Annotated in this window: 17 protein-coding genes and 1 tRNA gene; 16 read left to right on the top strand and 2 right to left on the bottom strand. The window is 59.4% G+C overall.

Translation table 11 applies throughout. From position 1 onward, the window contains the following. Positions 1–37: 37 nt before the first annotated feature. The gene (locus HMPREF9452_RS04045) at positions 38–973 is read right to left on the bottom strand and encodes an HAD hydrolase family protein (protein ID WP_009140839.1); all 936 of its coding nucleotides are present in this window, start codon (positions 971–973) and stop codon (positions 38–40) included. Positions 974–1,150: 177 nt separating this feature from the next. Between HMPREF9452_RS04045 and tmk the strand changes: the two genes are divergently transcribed. The 15 genes from tmk (at position 1,151) to HMPREF9452_RS03970 (ending at position 15,194) form a co-directional block, all read left to right on the top strand. Further along, positions 1,151–1,927 (top strand): dTMP kinase, encoded by a 777-nt coding sequence (gene tmk / locus HMPREF9452_RS04040; RefSeq protein ID WP_009140838.1) that lies wholly within the window; start codon positions 1,151–1,153, stop codon positions 1,925–1,927. Continuing rightward, a complete protein-coding gene (locus HMPREF9452_RS04035; protein ID WP_009140837.1) occupies positions 1,924–3,093 on the top strand; it encodes a DNA polymerase III subunit in 1,170 nt (389 codons plus the stop codon). Before tmk ends, HMPREF9452_RS04035 begins: the two co-directional genes overlap by 4 nt. Beyond that, a complete protein-coding gene (locus HMPREF9452_RS04030; protein ID WP_009140836.1) occupies positions 3,084–4,736 on the top strand; it encodes a PSP1 domain-containing protein in 1,653 nt (550 codons plus the stop codon). Before HMPREF9452_RS04035 ends, HMPREF9452_RS04030 begins: the two co-directional genes overlap by 10 nt. An 85-nt stretch (positions 4,737–4,821) precedes the next feature. Then, positions 4,822–5,592, top strand: a complete 771-nt coding sequence (locus HMPREF9452_RS04025) for a ComF family protein (protein WP_009140835.1) — start codon at positions 4,822–4,824, stop codon at positions 5,590–5,592. Between the two features lie 486 nt (positions 5,593–6,078). After that, positions 6,079–7,113 carry a substrate-binding periplasmic protein gene (locus HMPREF9452_RS04020; RefSeq protein ID WP_009140834.1) on the top strand — a complete coding sequence of 345 codons (1,035 nt, stop codon included), beginning with the start codon at positions 6,079–6,081 and terminating at the stop codon, positions 7,111–7,113. A gap of 148 nt (positions 7,114–7,261) precedes the next feature. Further along, the gene (hpf, locus tag HMPREF9452_RS04015; protein WP_009140833.1) at positions 7,262–7,849 is read left to right on the top strand and encodes a ribosome hibernation-promoting factor, HPF/YfiA family; all 588 of its coding nucleotides are present in this window, start codon (positions 7,262–7,264) and stop codon (positions 7,847–7,849) included. A 76-nt stretch (positions 7,850–7,925) separates the two neighbouring features. Further along, positions 7,926–8,882, top strand: a complete 957-nt coding sequence (locus tag HMPREF9452_RS04010; protein ID WP_009140832.1) for a DegV family protein — start codon at positions 7,926–7,928, stop codon at positions 8,880–8,882. Positions 8,883–8,922: 40 nt separating this feature from the next. Then, positions 8,923–10,005, top strand: a complete 1,083-nt coding sequence (locus HMPREF9452_RS04005; protein ID WP_009140831.1) for an NAD(P)-dependent oxidoreductase — start codon at positions 8,923–8,925, stop codon at positions 10,003–10,005. Between the two features lie 6 nt (positions 10,006–10,011). Continuing rightward, positions 10,012–10,425 carry a hypothetical protein gene (locus tag HMPREF9452_RS04000; protein ID WP_009140830.1) on the top strand — a complete coding sequence of 138 codons (414 nt, stop codon included), beginning with the start codon at positions 10,012–10,014 and terminating at the stop codon, positions 10,423–10,425. 4 nt (positions 10,426–10,429) lie between these two features. After that, positions 10,430–11,125 carry a hypothetical protein gene (locus HMPREF9452_RS03995; RefSeq protein WP_009140829.1) on the top strand — a complete coding sequence of 232 codons (696 nt, stop codon included), beginning with the start codon at positions 10,430–10,432 and terminating at the stop codon, positions 11,123–11,125. 6 nt (positions 11,126–11,131) lie between these two features. Next, entirely contained in the window at positions 11,132–12,226 is a 1,095-nt protein-coding gene (locus HMPREF9452_RS03990; protein ID WP_009140828.1) for an isocitrate/isopropylmalate dehydrogenase family protein, read from the top strand. A gap of 83 nt (positions 12,227–12,309) precedes the next feature. Then, the gene (locus HMPREF9452_RS03985; protein WP_009140827.1) at positions 12,310–13,518 is read left to right on the top strand and encodes a SurA N-terminal domain-containing protein; all 1,209 of its coding nucleotides are present in this window, start codon (positions 12,310–12,312) and stop codon (positions 13,516–13,518) included. A 164-nt stretch (positions 13,519–13,682) separates the two neighbouring features. Then, positions 13,683–14,156 carry a YhcH/YjgK/YiaL family protein gene (locus HMPREF9452_RS03980; protein ID WP_009140826.1) on the top strand — a complete coding sequence of 158 codons (474 nt, stop codon included), beginning with the start codon at positions 13,683–13,685 and terminating at the stop codon, positions 14,154–14,156. 34 nt (positions 14,157–14,190) lie between these two features. Continuing rightward, positions 14,191–15,009, top strand: coding sequence for a purine-nucleoside phosphorylase (locus HMPREF9452_RS03975; protein ID WP_009140825.1), 819 nt, complete (start codon positions 14,191–14,193; stop codon positions 15,007–15,009). Positions 15,010–15,118: 109 nt separating this feature from the next. Further along, a tRNA-Thr gene (locus HMPREF9452_RS03970) sits at positions 15,119–15,194 on the top strand. Positions 15,195–16,306: 1,112 nt separating this feature from the next. On the opposite strand, the gene HMPREF9452_RS03965 is transcribed toward HMPREF9452_RS03970, so the two are convergent. After that, complete coding sequence (locus HMPREF9452_RS03965) at positions 16,307–18,226, bottom strand: BglG family transcription antiterminator (RefSeq protein WP_009140824.1); 1,920 nt, start codon at positions 18,224–18,226, stop codon at positions 16,307–16,309. A 191-nt stretch (positions 18,227–18,417) separates the two neighbouring features. On the opposite strand from HMPREF9452_RS03965, the gene HMPREF9452_RS03960 reads away from it, so the two are divergent. After that, complete coding sequence (locus HMPREF9452_RS03960; protein WP_009140823.1) at positions 18,418–18,747, top strand: PTS sugar transporter subunit IIB; 330 nt, start codon at positions 18,418–18,420, stop codon at positions 18,745–18,747. Positions 18,748–18,750 lie beyond the last annotated feature (3 nt).

Genomic DNA, 18,750 nt, shown 5'->3' with positions numbered 1-18,750 from the left:
TTCGCGTATGGACGAGAAATGGCCGCCGTACGCAGAGTTAGTTCAGCAGATTCTTCTCGATCCATGCCGCGACGCCGTCTTCTTGCACCGTTGCGGTGATCTCATCGGCGCGCTCTTTGATGAATCCGTCCGCATTGCCCATGGCGACAAAGTGGTTGGAACGGCCCGTCAGGGAAATGTCGTTGCCGGAATCGCCAAAGGCAACCGCGCGAGCGGAATCTATGCCAAGCTTCCAGCACAGGAGCTCGAGGGCCGACCCCTTGTTGACGCCGACCCCGGTAATCTCGAGTTCCGTGGCGTTGAGGATGGCGATATCGAGGTCCTTGTGAACGCGCGTGAGCTCGGAGAAAGCGGCATCGGTGTCTTCGGCGGAGTCGAAGGCGCATCCGAACTTCTGCACCTTGGATGTCTTGGGCAGGTCTTCTACCAGCTTGTAGATGGAGGGGACGATATTCATATCGGTGCGGGACGCGAACGCCTCGATGGGGTTGAAGCCAAAGCGCTCCATCACGCTCTTGCCCTCGCCGGTATCCGTATCGCTCGCATCGGCGGCGGCCGACGTCACGCCGGGGTCGGAGAAGGCCCCCAATCCCATCTCTGCCATGTGAAGGACCTTTTTCTCCTCCACATAGGGGGTGTCATCGATAAATGTGCTCCAAGAGACCTTGTCGCCAAGTTCACGCATTAGCTTGAGCGCCAGCTGCTTGTCGATTGGCCGGCAAAGCGAGGGCTGATCGCCCTGCATGTCGACGATCTGGGCGCCGTTGACCGTGATGCCCCAATCGAGCCACGGCGCGCTTTTAAGCTGATCGCCCAGCATGGCGACGGGACGGCCCGTGGCGACGGCGATGGTGATGCCGCGATCATGCGCGGCTTGAAATGCGCGGTAGACGCGCTGGGTGATCTTTTGCTTGAATGGGATACCAAAGACGGTTCCATCGAGATCGAACGCGATGAGGTCAAATGCAGCCATAGTTCCCCCTGCTTAATTCCCCTGGCAGACACAATCCATGCAATGGTACTCTGCGAAGCGGCGCGGGCGGCGCACAATTGGCGTAACCCATGAGAATGCCCATAGCTTGCGTTGCGTGTCCGCTCATCGCGTATCATGGATACATGACTGAAAGCAAGCGAGATTGATTGGAGCCCCATGTCCTCGCTTTCGCATATACAAGACGGCGCGCATGCCCCCTTGCGTCTGCGCGATGCAGCGGGCGAGCGCGAGCTGCCACCATTTATAACCCTTGAGGGCGTAGACGGCGTGGGTAAGTCCACGCAGGCGCGGCTTTTGGTGCTGGCGCTCGAGCACGCCGGCATCGACGTGCTGCATCTGCGCGAGCCGGGCGGTGCGGCGATTTCTGAGAAGATCCGCGCGTTGTTGCTCGATCCCGCTAACAGCGAGATGGGCGATGTGTGCGAGCTTTTGCTGTACGAGGCCGCTCGCGCGCAGCTGGTGCACCAGGTGATAGAGCCCGCTTTGGCGGCGGGCACGTTGGTGGTGTGCGACCGCTTTTATGATTCGACCACGGCCTACCAGGCGCATGCCGCCGGCCTTGATGCGGCTATGGTCGAGCAGGCGAACAGTTTAGCCGTCAACGGGTGCCATCCCGCGCTGACGCTCGTCTTCGATCTGGACCCCGTTGCCGCGCAGCGCCGGTCCGCGCGAACCGATGCAGACCGCATGGAGGCCAAGGGCATGGTCTATCAGCAGCGCGTGGCAGGTGGGTTTAGGAAAATCGCCAAGCAGGATCCCCAACGCGTGAAGATCATCGATGCCTCGGGCGATATCAAGTGCGTATTTGCCCAGGTGCGCGCCCAGCTTGGTGCCGCGGGCATTGATTTGGACGAGGAAGACGTGGCCTATGCCCTAGATAGCTTTGGGGATTCGGCCGCCTTGGGCAGGGCGGGGGAGGCTGATCGCGCATGACCACGGTCCCCGATCACTCGCTGCTTGCCCGTCTTGACACCCAGCCCCGCGTGCGCGATTTCATCTCCCGCGCGGTGGCATCGGGCAGGGCGAGTCATGCCTACCTCTTTTTGGGCGCCCCCGGTTCTGGAAAGCTCGATGCCGCTTGGGCTCTTGCCCAGGCCCTGCTGTGCGAGCGGGCGGGGGAGGACGGCGATGCATCGTCCACATTAGCGGGCGCTGCGTGCGGCAGTTGCGACGCGTGCGTTCGCGTGGCGCGCCATACGCATCCGGACGTTCATCTGCTGGCGCCTGAATCCGCGACCGGCTACTTGATCAACCAGACCCGTGAGCTGCTGGAGGACGTTGCCCTGGCGCCCATCCGCGCCCGCGGCAAGGTCTACATCATCGACCGTGCCGAACAGCTGCGCGCCAACACGGCCAACGCGCTGCTTAAAACGCTTGAGGAGCCGCCGGCGGGCGTGACGTTTATTTTGCTGGGAACAAGCACAGAGGTGATTTTGCCCACCATTGTGTCGCGCTGCCAGTGCGTGCCGTTTCGCACGGTCTCGCCGGTGCGCGCCGCGGAGGCGGTCGAGCGCGCTACAGGCACGTCCCCGGAGCGCTGCCGCATGGCGGTGTCCGTTGCCGGCAGCCCCGCGCGCGCTATCGAGTTTCTCAAGAACGCGGAGAGACAGGAGGCCCGTCGTCAGATGGTGAGGGCGATAGATTCGCTGCGCCATGCGGACGAGGCGGACGTTCTTTTGATTGCTAAAGACCTTATGGTTGCCATCAACGCGCCGCTCGCAGAAGTGAAGTCGACCCAGCAGGCGATTTTGGAGCAAAATGCCGATTATCTCTCACGTGGAGCTATGAAGCAGCTTGAGGACCGCAATAAGCGCGAGCTGTCCGCCCGTGAGCGTTCGGGTATCATGGAAGCGCTGGCGAGTGCTCGCTCGCTTCTTCGAGACGTGCTCATGCGGTTGCAGGGCGTTCCCGCTCCGGCTATGAACGGAGACGTGGAGGACATCATCGACCGCTTGTGCTCGGCCGCAACCGTAACCGGCGCGACCGCTGCCTTGGACGCCGTCGCCTCTGCCGAGAGATGCATCGCCCGCAACGTAACCCCCCAGCTGGCCATCGAGGTCATGCTTTTCGATATCAGGAAGGCTCTCACATGCCCGTAGTTGTTCCCGTTAAGTTCGCGTTCGCGTCGCGCGACCTATGGTTCGACCCGCAGGGGATCGATGTCCTGGCCGGCGATCATGCGATCTGTTCAACTGAGCGCGGAACCGAGATAGGTTTGGTTACCGCCGATCCCTTCGACGTTCCCGCATCTGAGCTCGCAGCTCCCTTAAAACCCGTTTTGCGCGTTGCGTCGGACGAGGACCTTGATCATGCCGACGATCTTGCTCGCATGGGCGAGGACGCCATGTATGATTTCCGCCGCTTGGTGGAGCAAAACGAGCTCGATATGAAGCCCGTGGGCGTTGAATACCTGTTTGGCGGTGAGAAGGCGGTCTTCTACTTTGCCGCTGAGGACCGCGTCGATTTTCGCCAGCTGGTCCGCGACCTGTCCGCTTTCTTCCATATTCGTGTCGACATGCGCCAGATTGGCGTGCGCGACGAGACCCGCCTTATTGGTGGGTATGCCACGTGCGGTCAGGAATTGTGCTGCGCGCGTTTTGGCGGTCAGTTTGAGCCCGTCTCCATCCGTATGGCGAAGGAGCAGGACCTGCCGCTGAACTCGTCCAAAATCTCTGGTGTGTGCGGCCGCCTCATGTGCTGCCTGCGTTATGAGTTTGAGGCGTACAAGGACTTTAAGAGCCGTGCTCCCAAAAAGAAGGCGATCATCGATACGCCGCTGGGCAAGGCGCGCGTGCAAGAATACAACACCCCGCGCGAGGAGCTGATCTTGCGCCTTGAGAGCGGCAAGGTCTTCCGCGTGAGCCTGGCGGACATGACATGCTCGGACTCCTGCAAGAAGAAGTCCGCGGAATCCGGCTGTTCTTCTTGCCGTCCGGATTGTGTGACGCGCGACGTGCTCGAGAAGATCGAGTCTCCCGACATTGCCCTGGCGCTGCTGGAGCTTGATCGCGAGCGCGGCGTGGACGTGGGCGACGGCCTGGATCGCGCCGATCGCATTGTGGCTAGCGGTCCCACGCCTCGCCGCCGTCGCATGCGCGAGGAGGAAGCTGCCAAATTTGGCGGCGGTGCCGCCGCGGACAAGCCCAAGGCCGCTAAATCCGCCAAGGCAAAGCAGGCAAAAGCCGTCGAGTCAGCGCCGGAGGGCGCCACGCCGCGCCGCCGCCGTCGCCGTAACGCGGGCGAGGCCGCGGAGCAGGCCGCGCAGCAGGGCCAGCAGCGTACATCCACGCAGGGTCAGCGCGGTCCGGCGCGCTCCCAGGCGTCCGATCAGCAGGCACAGCCCTCGCGCCGTCGCCGTCGCCATCTATCCGGCGAGGAGCGAGACGACGCGTTCCGCGCGGCAGCGATGCGCGATGAGGTCAAGCGCGCAAGCAAGGCATCCGAGGATAAGGGCGAGGGCGCTTCCACGAAGAGCCGCCGCAAGCATACCGCTCAGAAGCCCGATGTGCCTTCCGTTGCCGAGCAGCTTTCTTCTGGCAAAGTCAAGGTGACGCGCAGGCGTCCCGGTGATGGTGGCGGCGTGGCCGCGGAGAAGAAGTCTCCCGCTCCTCAGGACGGTTCGCGCCAGGATGCGGCGCCCGACCAGCAGGCGCAGAAGCGTCGTCGCCGCCGTCGTTCGCGCAAGCCAAAGCAAGATGGCGGTGCGTCGAACGGGGACGGTGCTTCTTCAAGCGCGGAATAGCACCTTTGAATAACCCCTTTGCCGCCGGGGTACATGAACATGCAACGACCTCTCCCGCACCTGTGTACGGGGGAGGTCTGTTTGTATGGATACCAGCTGGCTGCGTTCGTCATTCGAGGAGTTGAAGGCCTGTTCTGGAGCATCGCGCGAAGCGTTGTTGGAGACACTGTCGCCCACGCGGTGCGCCGGCTGCGAAAGGCCCGGCGTGCTATTGTGCGATGATTGCCTAAATAAGCTTGTTCTTATAGATCCGGAAGAGTCTTGCGCGCTGTGCGGCGCCCCCTATGGGCGCGTTTTGTGCACGGAATGTCGCGGCGTGGCTTCATCGCTCGATCGCTGTTTGGCTTGCGCGCTTTTTAGCGGCGCCCTGCCGCGGGTGATTCGCGCGTATAAGGATGGTGGCGAGCGCCGGCTTGCCCGCGTGATCGCGGAGCTCTTGCTTGATACGGCGCTGCACGCGCAGGCTGCGGCGCCCGATCGCTACGGGGGCATTCTCGCAGATGCGGACTTCATCACGTTTGTCCCTGCGACCAAAAGCGCGTATCGCCGCCGCGGGTTTGACCACATGGAGGCCATCGCGCGCTCGCTGGGCTCCATGGCGGGCGTTGCCGTGTGCGACTGCATAATCAAACACGGCAGCTCTGACCAGAGAAAGATGGGGAGAGAAGGGCGCTTGGCAACGGCGCGTAGTATCTACGAGGTGCCGGATATCGTCCAAAAAAACGTGTACGGCGCGAGGCTTCTGCTGATAGATGACGTCATTACCACCGGCGCCACCATGACGGCAGCGGCGGCGGTGCTCAAAGGGGCGGGGGCGGCCCATGTCGACGGGCTCGCCGCGGCGCGCGTGCTCTGATGCGATGCCCCAGCGCTTGCCGTCCTGCGCGCAGGCCCGCGTGTGCGGTGGGCGTGGAAAAGATTACACACCCCTTCTACCTGCGATAATTGAACAAAACCTGTTATAATTGCCCCTTGTTCCTCCCAGGCTGTGGTTGCGGACGGATGCCGACGGCGCCGTCTTAGTCCATGACAGACGCGGTCAAAGGGATCCACGTAAGCGTCCGCGTGCGCGCGGAAGCGATCATGGCGCGTCCTAGAAGTAAGCCGTACCGTCCGTTTTATTCTTATGGGGCAATAGGTGCCTCGCGGGCGAGCGGGCTAGTAGTGATGCCGTCGCGGCGGTTGAGCGAACGTTCCGGTGCGCAAGTGTGGGGTCAAAGATCAGGTCAGCTGGGAGGACGCTTTGCAAGCATGCCGCGCCCGCGCTGCTGTCCGTCGATTGCCTTGCGGCTGCGCGGAAGGGTCCGTCGGGCGCGAAGAAGGACATAAAGGAGCGGGCGAGATGTCGCATGGCTGGGTTGGAACGAGTAAGACGGGTGCCCGCAAGGGGTCGCGCGGGATGGCGCGCGCCGTTGCCGTCGCGATGACATGCGGTTGCATCGCCGGTATGTCTGGCTGCACGTTTCTCATCCCAAGTCGCGCGGAGGTTGCCCCCAAAGAGGTGCTTGTGCGCGTGACCACGCCGGCCGTCTCGACCGAAGGCGTGCTGGCCGTCGCCCTGGACGATGCCAACGCCCCGCTTGGTATGAACGACGCCAAGGGCGATCTGACTGGATATTTGACAGATGTTGCGTACGCGCTCGGCCAGCGCCTGGGCGTGAGCGTTGAGTTTGTTACGGACGAGACCCCGTCTGACATGGCATCTTCAAGCGACGCCGACTTGTATATAGGCGCTGCAAGCGATAGCGACGCGGATAAGGTTACGGTTGTTGGCAGCGTGCTGCATGATGCCCCCGCGCTGTTTGCCAAGGGCGCGGCAAGCGCACCCATCGATTCGTCCGCCCTTGCCGGGACGACCGTGGGCGTGCAGTCCTCTTCTGCCGCGCAGGACATTTTGACCGCGTGCGGCATAGGCGCGGAGCAAAAGACCTTTAGCAACGCCAACGAGCTGTTTGAGGCCTTGGACGCGGGCGAGGTGGACTACGTGGCGTGTGATTCCGCCATTGGCGGATATCTGTCGCGCGCGTACCCGGACATCTCTTTTGCCGGCGCGCTCGACGAGCCCGATTCCTTTGGTATCGCGCTGCGCTCCACTAATGATGACCTGCAGGAAAAGATTACCGAGGTGCTGGACGAGCTCCAGGCGGACGGCACGCTCGACGCGGTATATCGCAGCTGGTTTGGCGGACTGCCCGTTGACCTGTCCGATATGCTGCTGGACGGTATCACCACCTCAGCCGAGCGCGAGCAGCAAGAAGAGCAGCGTCGCGCTCAAGAGGAGGCTCAGGACGAGGACCAGGGTGCGGACGATACGGATTCCAATGGCTCCGCCACCCTGGAGGACCCTGTCGTCGATAGCGAGGCGGAGGCCCTCTAATCCAACGGCGCGCCTTTCCAATCGAACAATCGGCGTCTGGCTGGATATGTTTCGCAAATGGACAAGCGAATATTTCTGGTTGAGCCTTGCATGAATGTGGGTACAACGAGAGTACGAAGTCATATCCCCGGATAGATTGGAGTCACGTATGGATATCAAGGTTTCTGGGCGTAAAACCACAGTTACCGATGCTCTGCGTGCTCACGTCGATGAGAAGATCGGCGAGGCTTGCAAGGTGTTTGACATCGAACCCATGACGGTCGATGTTGTTCTTCGTTATGAGAAAAACCCTTCAAACCCCAATCCCGCCATCGTCGAAGCTACCGTTCGCGCTCGCGGTTCCGTCATTCGCGTTGCCGAGCACGGTGCAGATATGTATGCCGCTATCGATCTGGCAGCTGATAAGGTGACCCGCCAGCTCCGTAAGTTCAAGACCAAGGTTGTCGACAACCGCCAGCAGGGTCTGTCCGCCGCAGAGGTCGCTCCCGTCCCGCGCGTTACCGACCTCGCCGACCTGCTTATTCCCGAGGACGAGGAAGACGGCCAGCTTGTTCGCGAGAAGTACATCGAGCTCACGCCCATGACCGAGGAGCAGGCGTTGGTCCAGATCGACCTGCTGGGCCATGACTTCTACGTCTTTGAGGACGCCGTTACCGGTTTGACGAATGTGGTGTATCACCGTAAGAATGGTGGATACGGCATCATCAAGCCCAAGTATGAGGTTCCTACCGAGTAGAATGCCATTACGTGCATGAATAGGGTGGCGGTCATCCCGTGCGGGGTGGCCGCCATTTTTAGCTTGGAAGGACTGCATGAACACTACGCATCAGAGCAGCGGCCACGAGCATAGGTGCCGAATCGTTGTCGATACCTGTTCGGACATCGCCCCCCAGGTTGCCGGGGCGCTGGAAGTTGATATTTTGGGATTCCCCTATATTCTCGACGGCGTTGAGTATACGGACGATATCTGGACGTCTATCTCGCCCAAGGAATTCTATGACAAGCTGCGCGATGGAGCCCGCGCCACCACGTCCGCCGTATCCCTCGGTCGCTACCTGGAATTCTTTAACCAGTGCGCCGAGGAGGGCACGCCGACGGTGTACCTGTGCTTCACGAGCGCTCTTTCGTCCAGCTACAACTCTGCTGTCAACGCCGCCGAGCAGGTGCGCCGCGAGCATCCTGATTTCGAGCTCTACGTGGTCGACAACTCGCTTCCATGCGCATGCGGCGAGCTGCTCGCCATCGAAGCCGTTCGCCAGCGCGCCGCGGGCCTTAGCGCAAAGCAGTTGGCGCAGTGGGCGAATGAGGCGAAGACGTGCGTTCACGGATATTTTACGCTGGACAACCTCGATGCCCTCGCTGCGGGCGGACGCATCCCTCCCGCTGCCGCCCAGCTGTCGAGCAAGCTCGATATCAAGCCGGAGCTCTCCTTTGACCTGTCGGGGTCGCTGTCCCTTTTGGGCGTCAACCGCGGTCGCAAGAAGGCGCTCAAGGCGCTGGTCAAGTCTTTTAGGGAGAATTACGTCCATGACCCCATCATGCCCATAGTCATTATGTCGACGGATGCCGAGAAGGACGCGGATTGGCTGGAGGCGGCTATCCGCAAGGAGGACGGCTGCTTGGATATCACCGTCATCCGCGGCTCCGTGGGCCCCAGCATTGGTTCGCATGTTGGCCCCGGTATGGTTGGCGTTGGCTTTTGGGGTATAAACCGCGCGGACAAGATCTCCCTGTCCGATCGCATTGCCAAGCGCGTGCGTGCGTCGTAGTCACATTTCATCTATAGGTCGTATTGAGATAGGAGCCAGTATGGCAGACAAGAACCTTTCTGTTGCATTCATTGGAACCGGCATCATGGGCGCGCCCATTGCCGGCCATATTCTGGACGCGGGCTATTCCGTGCGCGTCTTCACCCGCACCAAGTCCAAGGCCGCGGGCCTTATCGAACGCGGTGCCGCGTGGGCGGAGAGCGCCGAGGCCGCGGTTGAGGATGCCGACGTTGTCTTCACTATGGTGGGCTACCCGCAGGAGGTTGAGGAGATCTATCTGGCGGGTGACGGCCTGCTGGCAACCTCTAAGCCCGGCGCGTACCTGATCGACCTCACCACTAGCTCCCCGGAGCTTGCCCGCGACATTGCCGAGGCTGCCGAGGTTTCCGGCCGCCACGCGTTTGATTGCCCGGTTACCGGCGGCGAGTCCGGCGCCATTGCCGGCACGCTGACGTTGATCGCGGGCGCTACCGAGCGAGATATCGAGCCGGTCCGTGAGGTTCTCGAGTGCTTCTCGTCCAACATCTTCTGCTTTGGCGGCGCCGGCAAGGGTCAGGCTGCCAAGCTTGCTAACCAGGTGGCGCTTGCCTCTTCCATGGTGGGCATGGCGGATGCCATGGCGTTTGCCCAGCAGAGCGGCCTTGACCTTGAGCAGACCCGCCAGATGATCTGCGGCGGCACGGGCAAGTCCGGCGCTATGGAGCAGCTGGCGCCCAAGGCTCTCGACGGCGATTACAAGCCGGGCTTCATGGTGCAGCATTTCCTGAAGGACCTTGGTTTGGCCCTGCAGGTTGCCGAGGAGAAGGAAATCGCCCTGCCCGGTTGCGACACCGCGTTTACCCTGTACGACATGCTGGACGCCATCGGCGGTGCTCGACTGGGCACGCAGGCTATCACCTTGCTGTACCAGGAGGAGGCAGATTCCGTCGCCGCCGGCCTGGATTGGTCTTTGTACACCTCCCAGCATGAGGAGGACGAGGAGTGCGGTTGCGGTTGCGGCCACGATCACGGCCACGATCACGAGTGCGGCTGCGGCCACGATCACGGTGAGGACCACGAGTGCTGCGGCGGCCACGGCCATGGCGAGGACCACGAGTGCTGCTGCGGCAACCATGGAGCGTAGCGCGGCATGACGGGTTTTTCGTTTATTGTTCTTTCCGTCCTGCTGTTTCTGTTCAGCGTGTATCTGGGTTTTCAGATTGGCTGCTGGGCGGGCGATCAGGCCGTGACATCCCGTGATTACTGGAAGATGAACATTGCCGCCGTGGTCATCGGCGTGGTGGGTTCCGTGATAATCTCGCCCTTACCGTTGCTGTACTCTGCGGTGATCGGTCTTTTGGCCGGCTGTATCGTGGGCATGAAGATGGCTTTTGGCGAGTCTACGGGTCCGTGGCGCTTCCTGGACCGCGCCCTGAATATCAACCGTTCTCACCGCGAGACCGCAAAGCGAGGCACCGGTGATGCCCGCCGTGCACGCAAGAAGACGGGCGAAAAGGTCCCCGACCTTATTTCGGTTGAGGGCGATAAGAAGGATTCGAGGTAGTTTTATGGCAGACACGTTGGAGCATGAGCTCACGCCCGAGGAGATGGAGCAGCTTACATTGGTCGAAGAGAGTCGCGATGCGCTTTCCGCGATGGTCGAGGACCTTTCTAGCCATAGTCGCCGCAAGCGACAGACGGCGGCGCGCGTGATCAAGTTGCTTGCGGAGCGCGATGCGGCCAAGCTGGTTCCCTTTGCTGAAGAGCTGGTCGACGCGCTGTACAGGCCCGAGGCCCAGACGCGCTGGGAGATTCTCGATGCGCTTACCCTGCTGATGCCCGCCGCCGGCGATGTCGACTTTGACGCTGCCTACGACGGTGCCGAGGACGCTTTGTTCGATGAGCTTTCCGCAACGTTGCGCCTGTCCGCATTCCGCTTTATGGCGGCTTGGGGCGCCGTAACGCCCGCACGCTCCACCAAGGTGTGGCCCGTAATCGACGAGGCCATCCAGTGCTATCACGGCGATCTTGAGTATCGCGATATGCTGGGCAGCCTGTACGAGTTCGCCCGCGGCGATATCGATGCCCAGGTGGCAGCCGAGCTCGCCGGCCGCATTCGCTTCGATGCCGAAAACGGTAAGGGCGCCTACCTTAAGGCGCGGTCGTCCGAGATCTACGGAACCCTTCTTGAGCGTTTTAAGCTTGAAAAGCCCCAAAAGCGCACGCGTGCAGCAGCGAAAGCGGATGACGAGGACGAGGAGTAAGGCTACATGGCACACAAGGTCGCACTTATACCCGGCGATGGCATTGGCCCGGAGATCACGGCGGCGATGCGTCGCGTTGTCGACGCCACGGGAGTCGAGATCGAATGGAACACGGTGGATGCCGGCGCCGGCGTAATCGAGGAGTATGGCACCCCGTTGCCCCAGCACGTGCTCGATGCGGTCGAGGACGCGAAGGTAGCGATCAAGGGCCCCATCACCACGCCGGTTGGAACGGGCTTTCGCAGCGTCAACGTGGCGCTGCGCAAGCACTTCGACCTGTATTCGTGCGTCCGACCCTGCCTTTCGCAGCCGGGCGACGGCTCGCGCTACGAGGACGTCGACCTTGTCATCGTCCGTGAAAACACCGAAGACTTGTACGCGGGCATCGAGTTTGACGAGGGGGATCCCCGCGTCGCGGAGATCTCTCGCATCGTGGAGGAGTCTGGCCGCAAGACGTTCCGCGCTGATTCCGCTCTTTCGCTCAAGCCGATCTCCATCACCGGTTCGCAGCGCATTGTCGAGTACGCGTTTGAGTACGCCCGTCGCTGCGGTCGCCGCAAGGTGACCGCCGTGCACAAGGCCAACATCATGAAAGCGACTGACGGCATGTACCTGCGCATCGCCCGCGAGGTGGCCGAGCGTTATCCGGACATCGAGTTCAACGACAAGATTGTCGATGCAACGTGCATGGGCCTGGTGCAAAACCCCGCCGACTTCGATGTGATGGTGCTGCCCAACCTGTACGGCGACATTGTTTCCGACCTGTGCGCCGGTTTGGTGGGCGGCTTGGGCATGGCGCCGGGCGCCAACATCGGCCGTGACATCGCCGTCTTCGAGGCCACGCATGGCTCTGCGCCGGATATCGCCGGCAAGAACATCGCCAACCCCACCGCAGAGATTCTTTCCGCGGCCATGATGCTCGACCATCTGGGCGAGAACGTCGCCGCCGCCGCGATTCGCGATGCGGTTCGCGCCACGTTGGCGGAGGGTGCGCAGGTGACGGGCGATGTTCGCCGCGCACTGACCGGTAGCGCAGAGGGCGCCGTGGGCACGCAGGAATATGCGGATGCGGTGATCGAGCACCTCGCTCGCGTTCATTAAGCCAAACATAAGAGTAGAAACGGGCCGCCAAGGGGTATCCTGAGACGGCTCGTATTATGTATCGACTGAAAGGACCGATTTCAATGGGTCTTATCTTGAAGAAGGAGGAGCTTGGCTCTGAGGATGATTTCGACATCATCGAGCGCTCCGATACGCCCGAGGACCTGCCCCGCGCCGAGTACGATCTAATTGCCGGCGAATCTGCCGAGGACATCGCTGCTCGCAATGAGGAGAAGCCCGACCCGGAGGCGGAGCTCGCGCCCGACCCGGAGCTGCTTGGCGATACCGTGGAGACCGCTGTTGCCGCAGCGGCAGCGTCTTCCTCGTCCAAGGAAAAGGATGAAAAGGCATCCAAGAAGCACGGAAAGAAGGACGCTTCTGCCAAGAAGGATGCCCGCAATGGCGGCGGAGACGGTAACGGTGGAAACGGCAACGGCGGCAAGAAGATGCGCCGCCCGCCTAAGAACCACGGCGCCATTGGCATCGCCATCGCGGTTGTGCTGATTATCGTCGCTGGTATTGGCGGCTACTTCATTGGCAACGGCGGCTTTGCGGGCAAGGGTCCCGGCGCTTCTGCGGTCGAGGAGTCCCAGCTCGATTCCGTGCTTGCCCGTTGGAGCTACAACGGTAAGACCACTAACCTTACGGTTCGCGAGGCGATCGAGAGCCAGTACTCGCTTGACAACGCCAAGGATGATGACGGTAAGTACACGGTTCCCACCGCCGAGGTGGTTGTCGCCTACATTCGCAACCAGATTCTGCTCGCCGATGCGGAGTCTCGCGGTATTACCGTAGATGATGACGAGATGAGCGCGTTTGCCGAGGACCAGCTGGGCACGTCTGATTATTCGACCATCGCATCGCAGTATGGCGTGAGCGAGGACCAGGCAAAGCAGGTGGTTAAGGAGAACGCCACCCTTAAGAAGCTGACAGAAGAGGTTGTGCCCGATGCGCCCACCGATTCCGTTCCCGAGGCACCTACCGAGCCCGAGGACGGCAACACCGAGACCGCATCCAAGGACTATGCGGACTACATCATCAATCTCGCCGGCGATGAATGGGATGCCGAGAAGGGTACCTGGGCTTCCGAGGACGGCGACTACTACAGCGCCTTGAGCAGCTCCACAACCTTCTCTAAAGACAGCGCCACGTATGCGGATGCCCAGACGGCTTATTACGTTGCCTACCAGCAGTACGCCCAGAAGAGCCAGGAGGCCAGCACCGCCTGGAGGGCTTACGTCAACAACCTGTACGCCAGCGCGGATGTGTCGCTTTACGGGCTGTATATCTAACGCCCACCTATCTATGGGGCATCGACCCCAGCCAAACGGGTACCATTAACGCCGTAGCCGCGCGCTGCGGCGTTTTTGTTTGCGCGCGGGAATAAACGTGTTCGCGGCATAAGCGGTCAAAATCTCCGTGCGTTATCGCCGCCAATCAAGAAAGGGGAGAGCAGATGATCTACGGTGCTCTCGAGGACCTGCCTCGCTATCGCGGTTTCTGCCGCTCGCTGGATGTTTTGATCGATTGGCTTGCGGAGAATGATCCCGCATCGCTCGATGTGGGCAGCCACGCCATTTTGGGCGACAAGGTGTTCGCGAACGTTATGGCACCCACTACTCGTCCAGAAGAGGGAGCGCATTACGAAACGCACCGCCGCTATCATGATCTGCAGATTGATGTCGAGGGTCGCGAGTCCTTCAAAGTTTCTCAGGGCGAGACCACGCTGGTGGAACCCTTTAACGAGGCGGATGACTTCGAGTTGGTAGATGCCGTGAACGGCATCGCCGGCGATTTGGACAAGGGCCGCTTTGCGATCTTTGTAGCTAACGAGCCCCATATGCCCACGCTGGAGTTTCCCGGCGACGGTGCCGCTCCCGTAAAGAAGATCTGCTTCAAGCTTATCGCGGACGAGTTTTTCGACGAGTAACTAATAGCGAATGGATGAATCGGAGGTAGAACCGATGTCTAAGGAAGACCTGGTTGAATACTGCGCTCCCAGCATGGAGCATCCCGTCGCCATTGTTCTGGGCAGCGGTCTGGGAGCGCTGGCCGATCGCGTGAAGGTTGTTCGTCGCATTCCCTATGAGGATATCGACGGCTTTCCGCAGGAGGCGCTTCCCATCGAGGGTCATCGCTTCGAGGTGCTGGTGGGCACCATTGACGGTGTTCCGGTGGTTGTGTATCCCGGCCGCGTGCACTTGTACCAGGGATATAACGCGCTTCAGGTAACGTCGCTGGTGCGTCATGCTCATCGTCTGGGTTGCCGCGACATTATTCTTACCTGCGCTTCCGGCGCGGTGCGCGATGCAAAGCCGGGTACCTTTGGCCTTATTACAGACCAGATGAACCTTACCGGCCATAATCCGCTTTCTACTCCCGAAGGTGCTGCGCATTCCCTGTTCGACACGCCGTTTGTACCCATGACCGGGGCGTATTCCAACTATCTGACCACGTTTGCCCGCGAGGCGGCTGCAGAGGTGGGCGTTGAATGCTCGGAGGGCACGTATGTTGGTATGCTTGGCCCTTCGTTTGAGACGGATGCCGAGGTAAAGGCGCTGGGTATCCTTGGCGCCGATTACGTTGGCTGCTCCACGGTGTGCGAGGCTATCATGGCGCGTGCGCTCAAGATGCAGGTACTGGGCCTGACTCTTGTGACCAACAAGGCCGGTGCGGCGGATAATAGCCATGAGGCGGAACTCGCTGCTGGTAATGCGGCGGCCGATGACACCACGGGCGTACTGCTGGGCGTTTTGCGCAGGCTCGGTGGTCTCCAGGCGTAAAGCCCGTGCGCAAAAGTGTGGATTGAAGAAAAAGACGTCCACACACCTTGCGCGAAGGTTGTTTTGCACGTAATATATTCATTCGTTGGCGTTAATGCCGCATATGCGTGCCAGCATAGCTCAGTTGGTAGAGCACCGCTCTCGTAAAGCGGGGGTCACCAGTTCAAGCCTGGTTGCTGGCTCCATTAAAAACAACAGGTCAGAGACTATAAAGCCTCTGACCTGTTTTTTATTTACAGAGTAGCAAAAGATAAAAAGGGGTGAAAAAAGGGTGAAAGAATATTCTATGGGGATAGAAAGGAAGCTCTTTTTATCAATTGCGCGGTCAAGGAAAGGTTCGATGACTCGCTTTGCTCACCATAGAACCCTGATTAAGCATGGACGTGATTTGACCGGCGCTTCAATTGCGCATTCGGCGAACGAGGGCTCGCGCCCCCGTGGTCGCCGAATGCTACATTGACGCGTCTATCTTTCAGTCATTCATGAGGGTCATTGCTGCCTTAAGCATTTATTATCTTGCTGGGATGAAAGCTCGAGGATGGGGGCGTAGGTTTAACACGGCCAAGAGATGATCGCTCCTAACAAAGAGACGTGCTCGACCCCCTCGGCCTCCGTCACGGTGTCCTCGGTGTTGCCCCGCTCGTGCGGGAGCAGGGTGATTCTGTAACGCGCCTTGAGGCGCGAGGCGCTCGGGACGGCGATCTATGCTCCCTGCTTCTTAACGAGCCTGAAGACGGCGTACGCGGCGGCATTGCAGCTGTCGTAGGATTCCATTCTGCCGCCCCCCAACATCGAGAGGACGAAATGGGGGCTCTCTGCCGAGGTCTTCCTCTATATCAAGCTACGAAGACTCGCTGCGATGCTAGGGGGGCGTCGACGCGCTGCGAGAGACGGCGAAGCTCCGACGCCGCCGTGCCCCGCCCTCGCGGAGTCGGACGAGCGGCCTCTGTTCCCCGTACAGCCTCCTGGACGCGGTTTTGTCTGATATTCGCTTCCCGGGGTCCTCGGGCGCTGTCGCCGGCATTGTGGTGGATAGATTGTAGATGTGATCGCGGTTATCAAGAAGCGTTTTCCACAAGGTTCGAGGTCTCGTGACCGGGGCCTTTGCCTCGGCAACGTTCGCGCCGCGGCGCGCTTGGAATAGAAGCGAAGAGAGCAAAGGCTATTCGAATCGAAAATGGCTAGTATTAGGGCGACCGGTTGTACCTATTTATGTATGCAACAACGTCGTGTAGCGAGAGTGATGCAATCGCCAGAGATTGCTTGACGCTACTTGAGCGCAGCGCACTCGCTGACATCATGTAATCGTTGTTGCAAGGACAAGCTGGTGAAACTCGTCGAAAGTATGCACGGAGCACAGCCGCTGAATGAATTCGCTATCGCTAAAGAGTAGCGTTAGCGCTTCATGGACACTGCGAAAAGTGTCCATCTCAATCCCGCTCATGGCGACCAGCAGAACAGCAGTAACACGATCGTTGCCCCAAGTAATGCCGTGTGGGCTGACTGCGATTGCGATGCATGATTCAATGGCGTCTGCCTGAACTGAGTGCGGGATGGCAATATTGCCAAACGCTGTGCTAGACATCTCCTCTCTTCGCTTGACTCCGTAGCGGAATTCGGGTGTGGTGCACGCCGAGTTTTCAAGTGCGTTGCAAAGTTCATCGAGGAGAGCGTCGCGTTCTAGCAGGGTCGGGGGCAGATCAACAAAGAAGTGGTCTGCCCTAAAATAACGATTGAAAGAATCGCGCAGTAGACGGGTCTTTCGCTCAAGAACAATCTGGTCAAGTATGCTGGAAATCAAGGTTTGGCTTTGTTGCCATGAGAGCGGATTAACGACAATGGAATGGCATTCGTGCGGATGATTGAGATGCACGGTAGATAGGATCAGGTCAATCCCGTTGCAATCAACTTCATCTTCGAACGAGACGGCTCGTACAATGGTGATTCGGTTGCCAAACTGGATGAGCAACTTGTTGTAGAGGTTTTCGGCCATGCCACGATATTTAGGGCAGACCAATGCACACGTCACTTTATCTGAGCTTAACTTCTGGCGCTCGATTTCAGCGCCCACGTGCAATGCAATGTAAGCTATCTCGTCATCGGAAAACTGCGAGTGCGCATATGGTTGCAGCTTAATTGCAATGCATGCAGCGATATCAAAGGTCAGGGGACATTCGCGTTTGATAGTTTCGAGCATGGGGCAAGGCGCGACGGTTCCCCTGTCAACGCGTTGCATCATACTTTTAAGGTGCATGGTAAAGGCTACGAGAAAGTCTTCACTCGCCAAATCAATAGCGTAGCTGTCGCGTACAGCAGCCACGATCTCCAGCGTAAGATTGACCGCACGGTCGCCAGCGGTTTGCCGCAACTCGGCAAAATTTCCCGTAGCTATAAAATACGCGTTCGCACTTACGAGGGAGCGTACGTTGCGTCGCTCATTATCATTGAGCTTGATGGAAAACTCCCGTTCAAGCGCATCGCATAGTGCCGCGCAAGCAAGATCGCCTTTCTTGTTGTCGGGAGCGTTGGAATCAAGCGCGTCCGCTGACTCGTCCGATCGAATGCGTGCCACCAAGATGAGTACATGAAGCACAAGATTCATATATGAAAAGTCGTTGAGATAATAGCCACTTTCGGAAAACACGTGACGTACTATGCGCGTCACGGCATCAACTTGAGAGCCGGGAAAGCTGCGTTTAAGGATGGAAGGTGTAATTATAGAACCACTTGACTCGGTAAAAATGATTTTAGAGATGAGCTTGCGCTTGTCGGGCTCGTTGCCTACAAGTATGAGCTTGCCATTTTCTACGTTAAGATGTATACCCGACGCGCCGTATTCGCGGTTCATCTTTGAGATATCGTTTTTGAGCGTTGAATAACTCACGCACAGTTCGCTGCATAACTCGTATAGATCTAGAGAATCGCAGTTCTCAACAGTTAGCCTTCTCAGGATGGTGACTGCACGATCTCGGTACGTTCGTGGTATCTCGCCGTTCTCGTCACCCATGAGCGCTACGGCGCGACTTCGCTCGACATGATAGCCAGATGCGCTGGAGAACACCACTCGAGATGGTGCGGCATCGTTGATAGCGGCGGCGTAATTCTTAACGGTTCGAACCGAAACGCCCAATTTCGCAGAGATATTTTTAGCAGTGACGGGCGTTCCCTGCTGCAACAGGTACCGTAAAAAGGCGATATGTGACTCATTATGCAGCATGATTCCTCCTTCATTCTATTGTAACGGGCAGAAGAAACCCGACAATCACCGTTTTGCCCGTTCCGGTGCAAATGCTCGTGCGCGCCGATTGCACCGATAAGGGAAGAACTTTAGTTGAGCGGCTGAAGTCCGGTGCGGTTTAATCCATGGCGTCGATAGAGGCGATGGCGCCGAGATGAAAGGAAGGAATCATGAGCGGTTACGCAATCTACCTGTGCTGTGGAGGCGGGCTATCATCTGGGTTTTTGGCGCAGCAGGCGCGCAAAGCTGCGAAGAAGCGCGGTATTACCGCTACGGTTGAGGCAAAGAGTGAGAGCGAGGTTACGCAGTACTTGCCCAAGATGGATATTCTCTGCATTGGACCGCATTATGCCTTTCGTCTCGATGCATTTAAGGAAATGGCAAAGGAGTTCGGTGTCCCCGTGGTGGTTATTCCCGAGGATACTTATTCGATGCTCGATGGCAGTGCCCTTATCGACTTGGCCATATCTACAATTGATTTAAATCGCAAGGGGGAATAACGC

It is taken from the genome of Collinsella tanakaei YIT 12063, assembly GCF_000225705.1.
GTDB classification, from domain to species: domain Bacteria; phylum Actinomycetota; class Coriobacteriia; order Coriobacteriales; family Coriobacteriaceae; genus Collinsella; species Collinsella tanakaei.
This window is presented reverse-complemented; position numbering and strand designations above follow the sequence as displayed.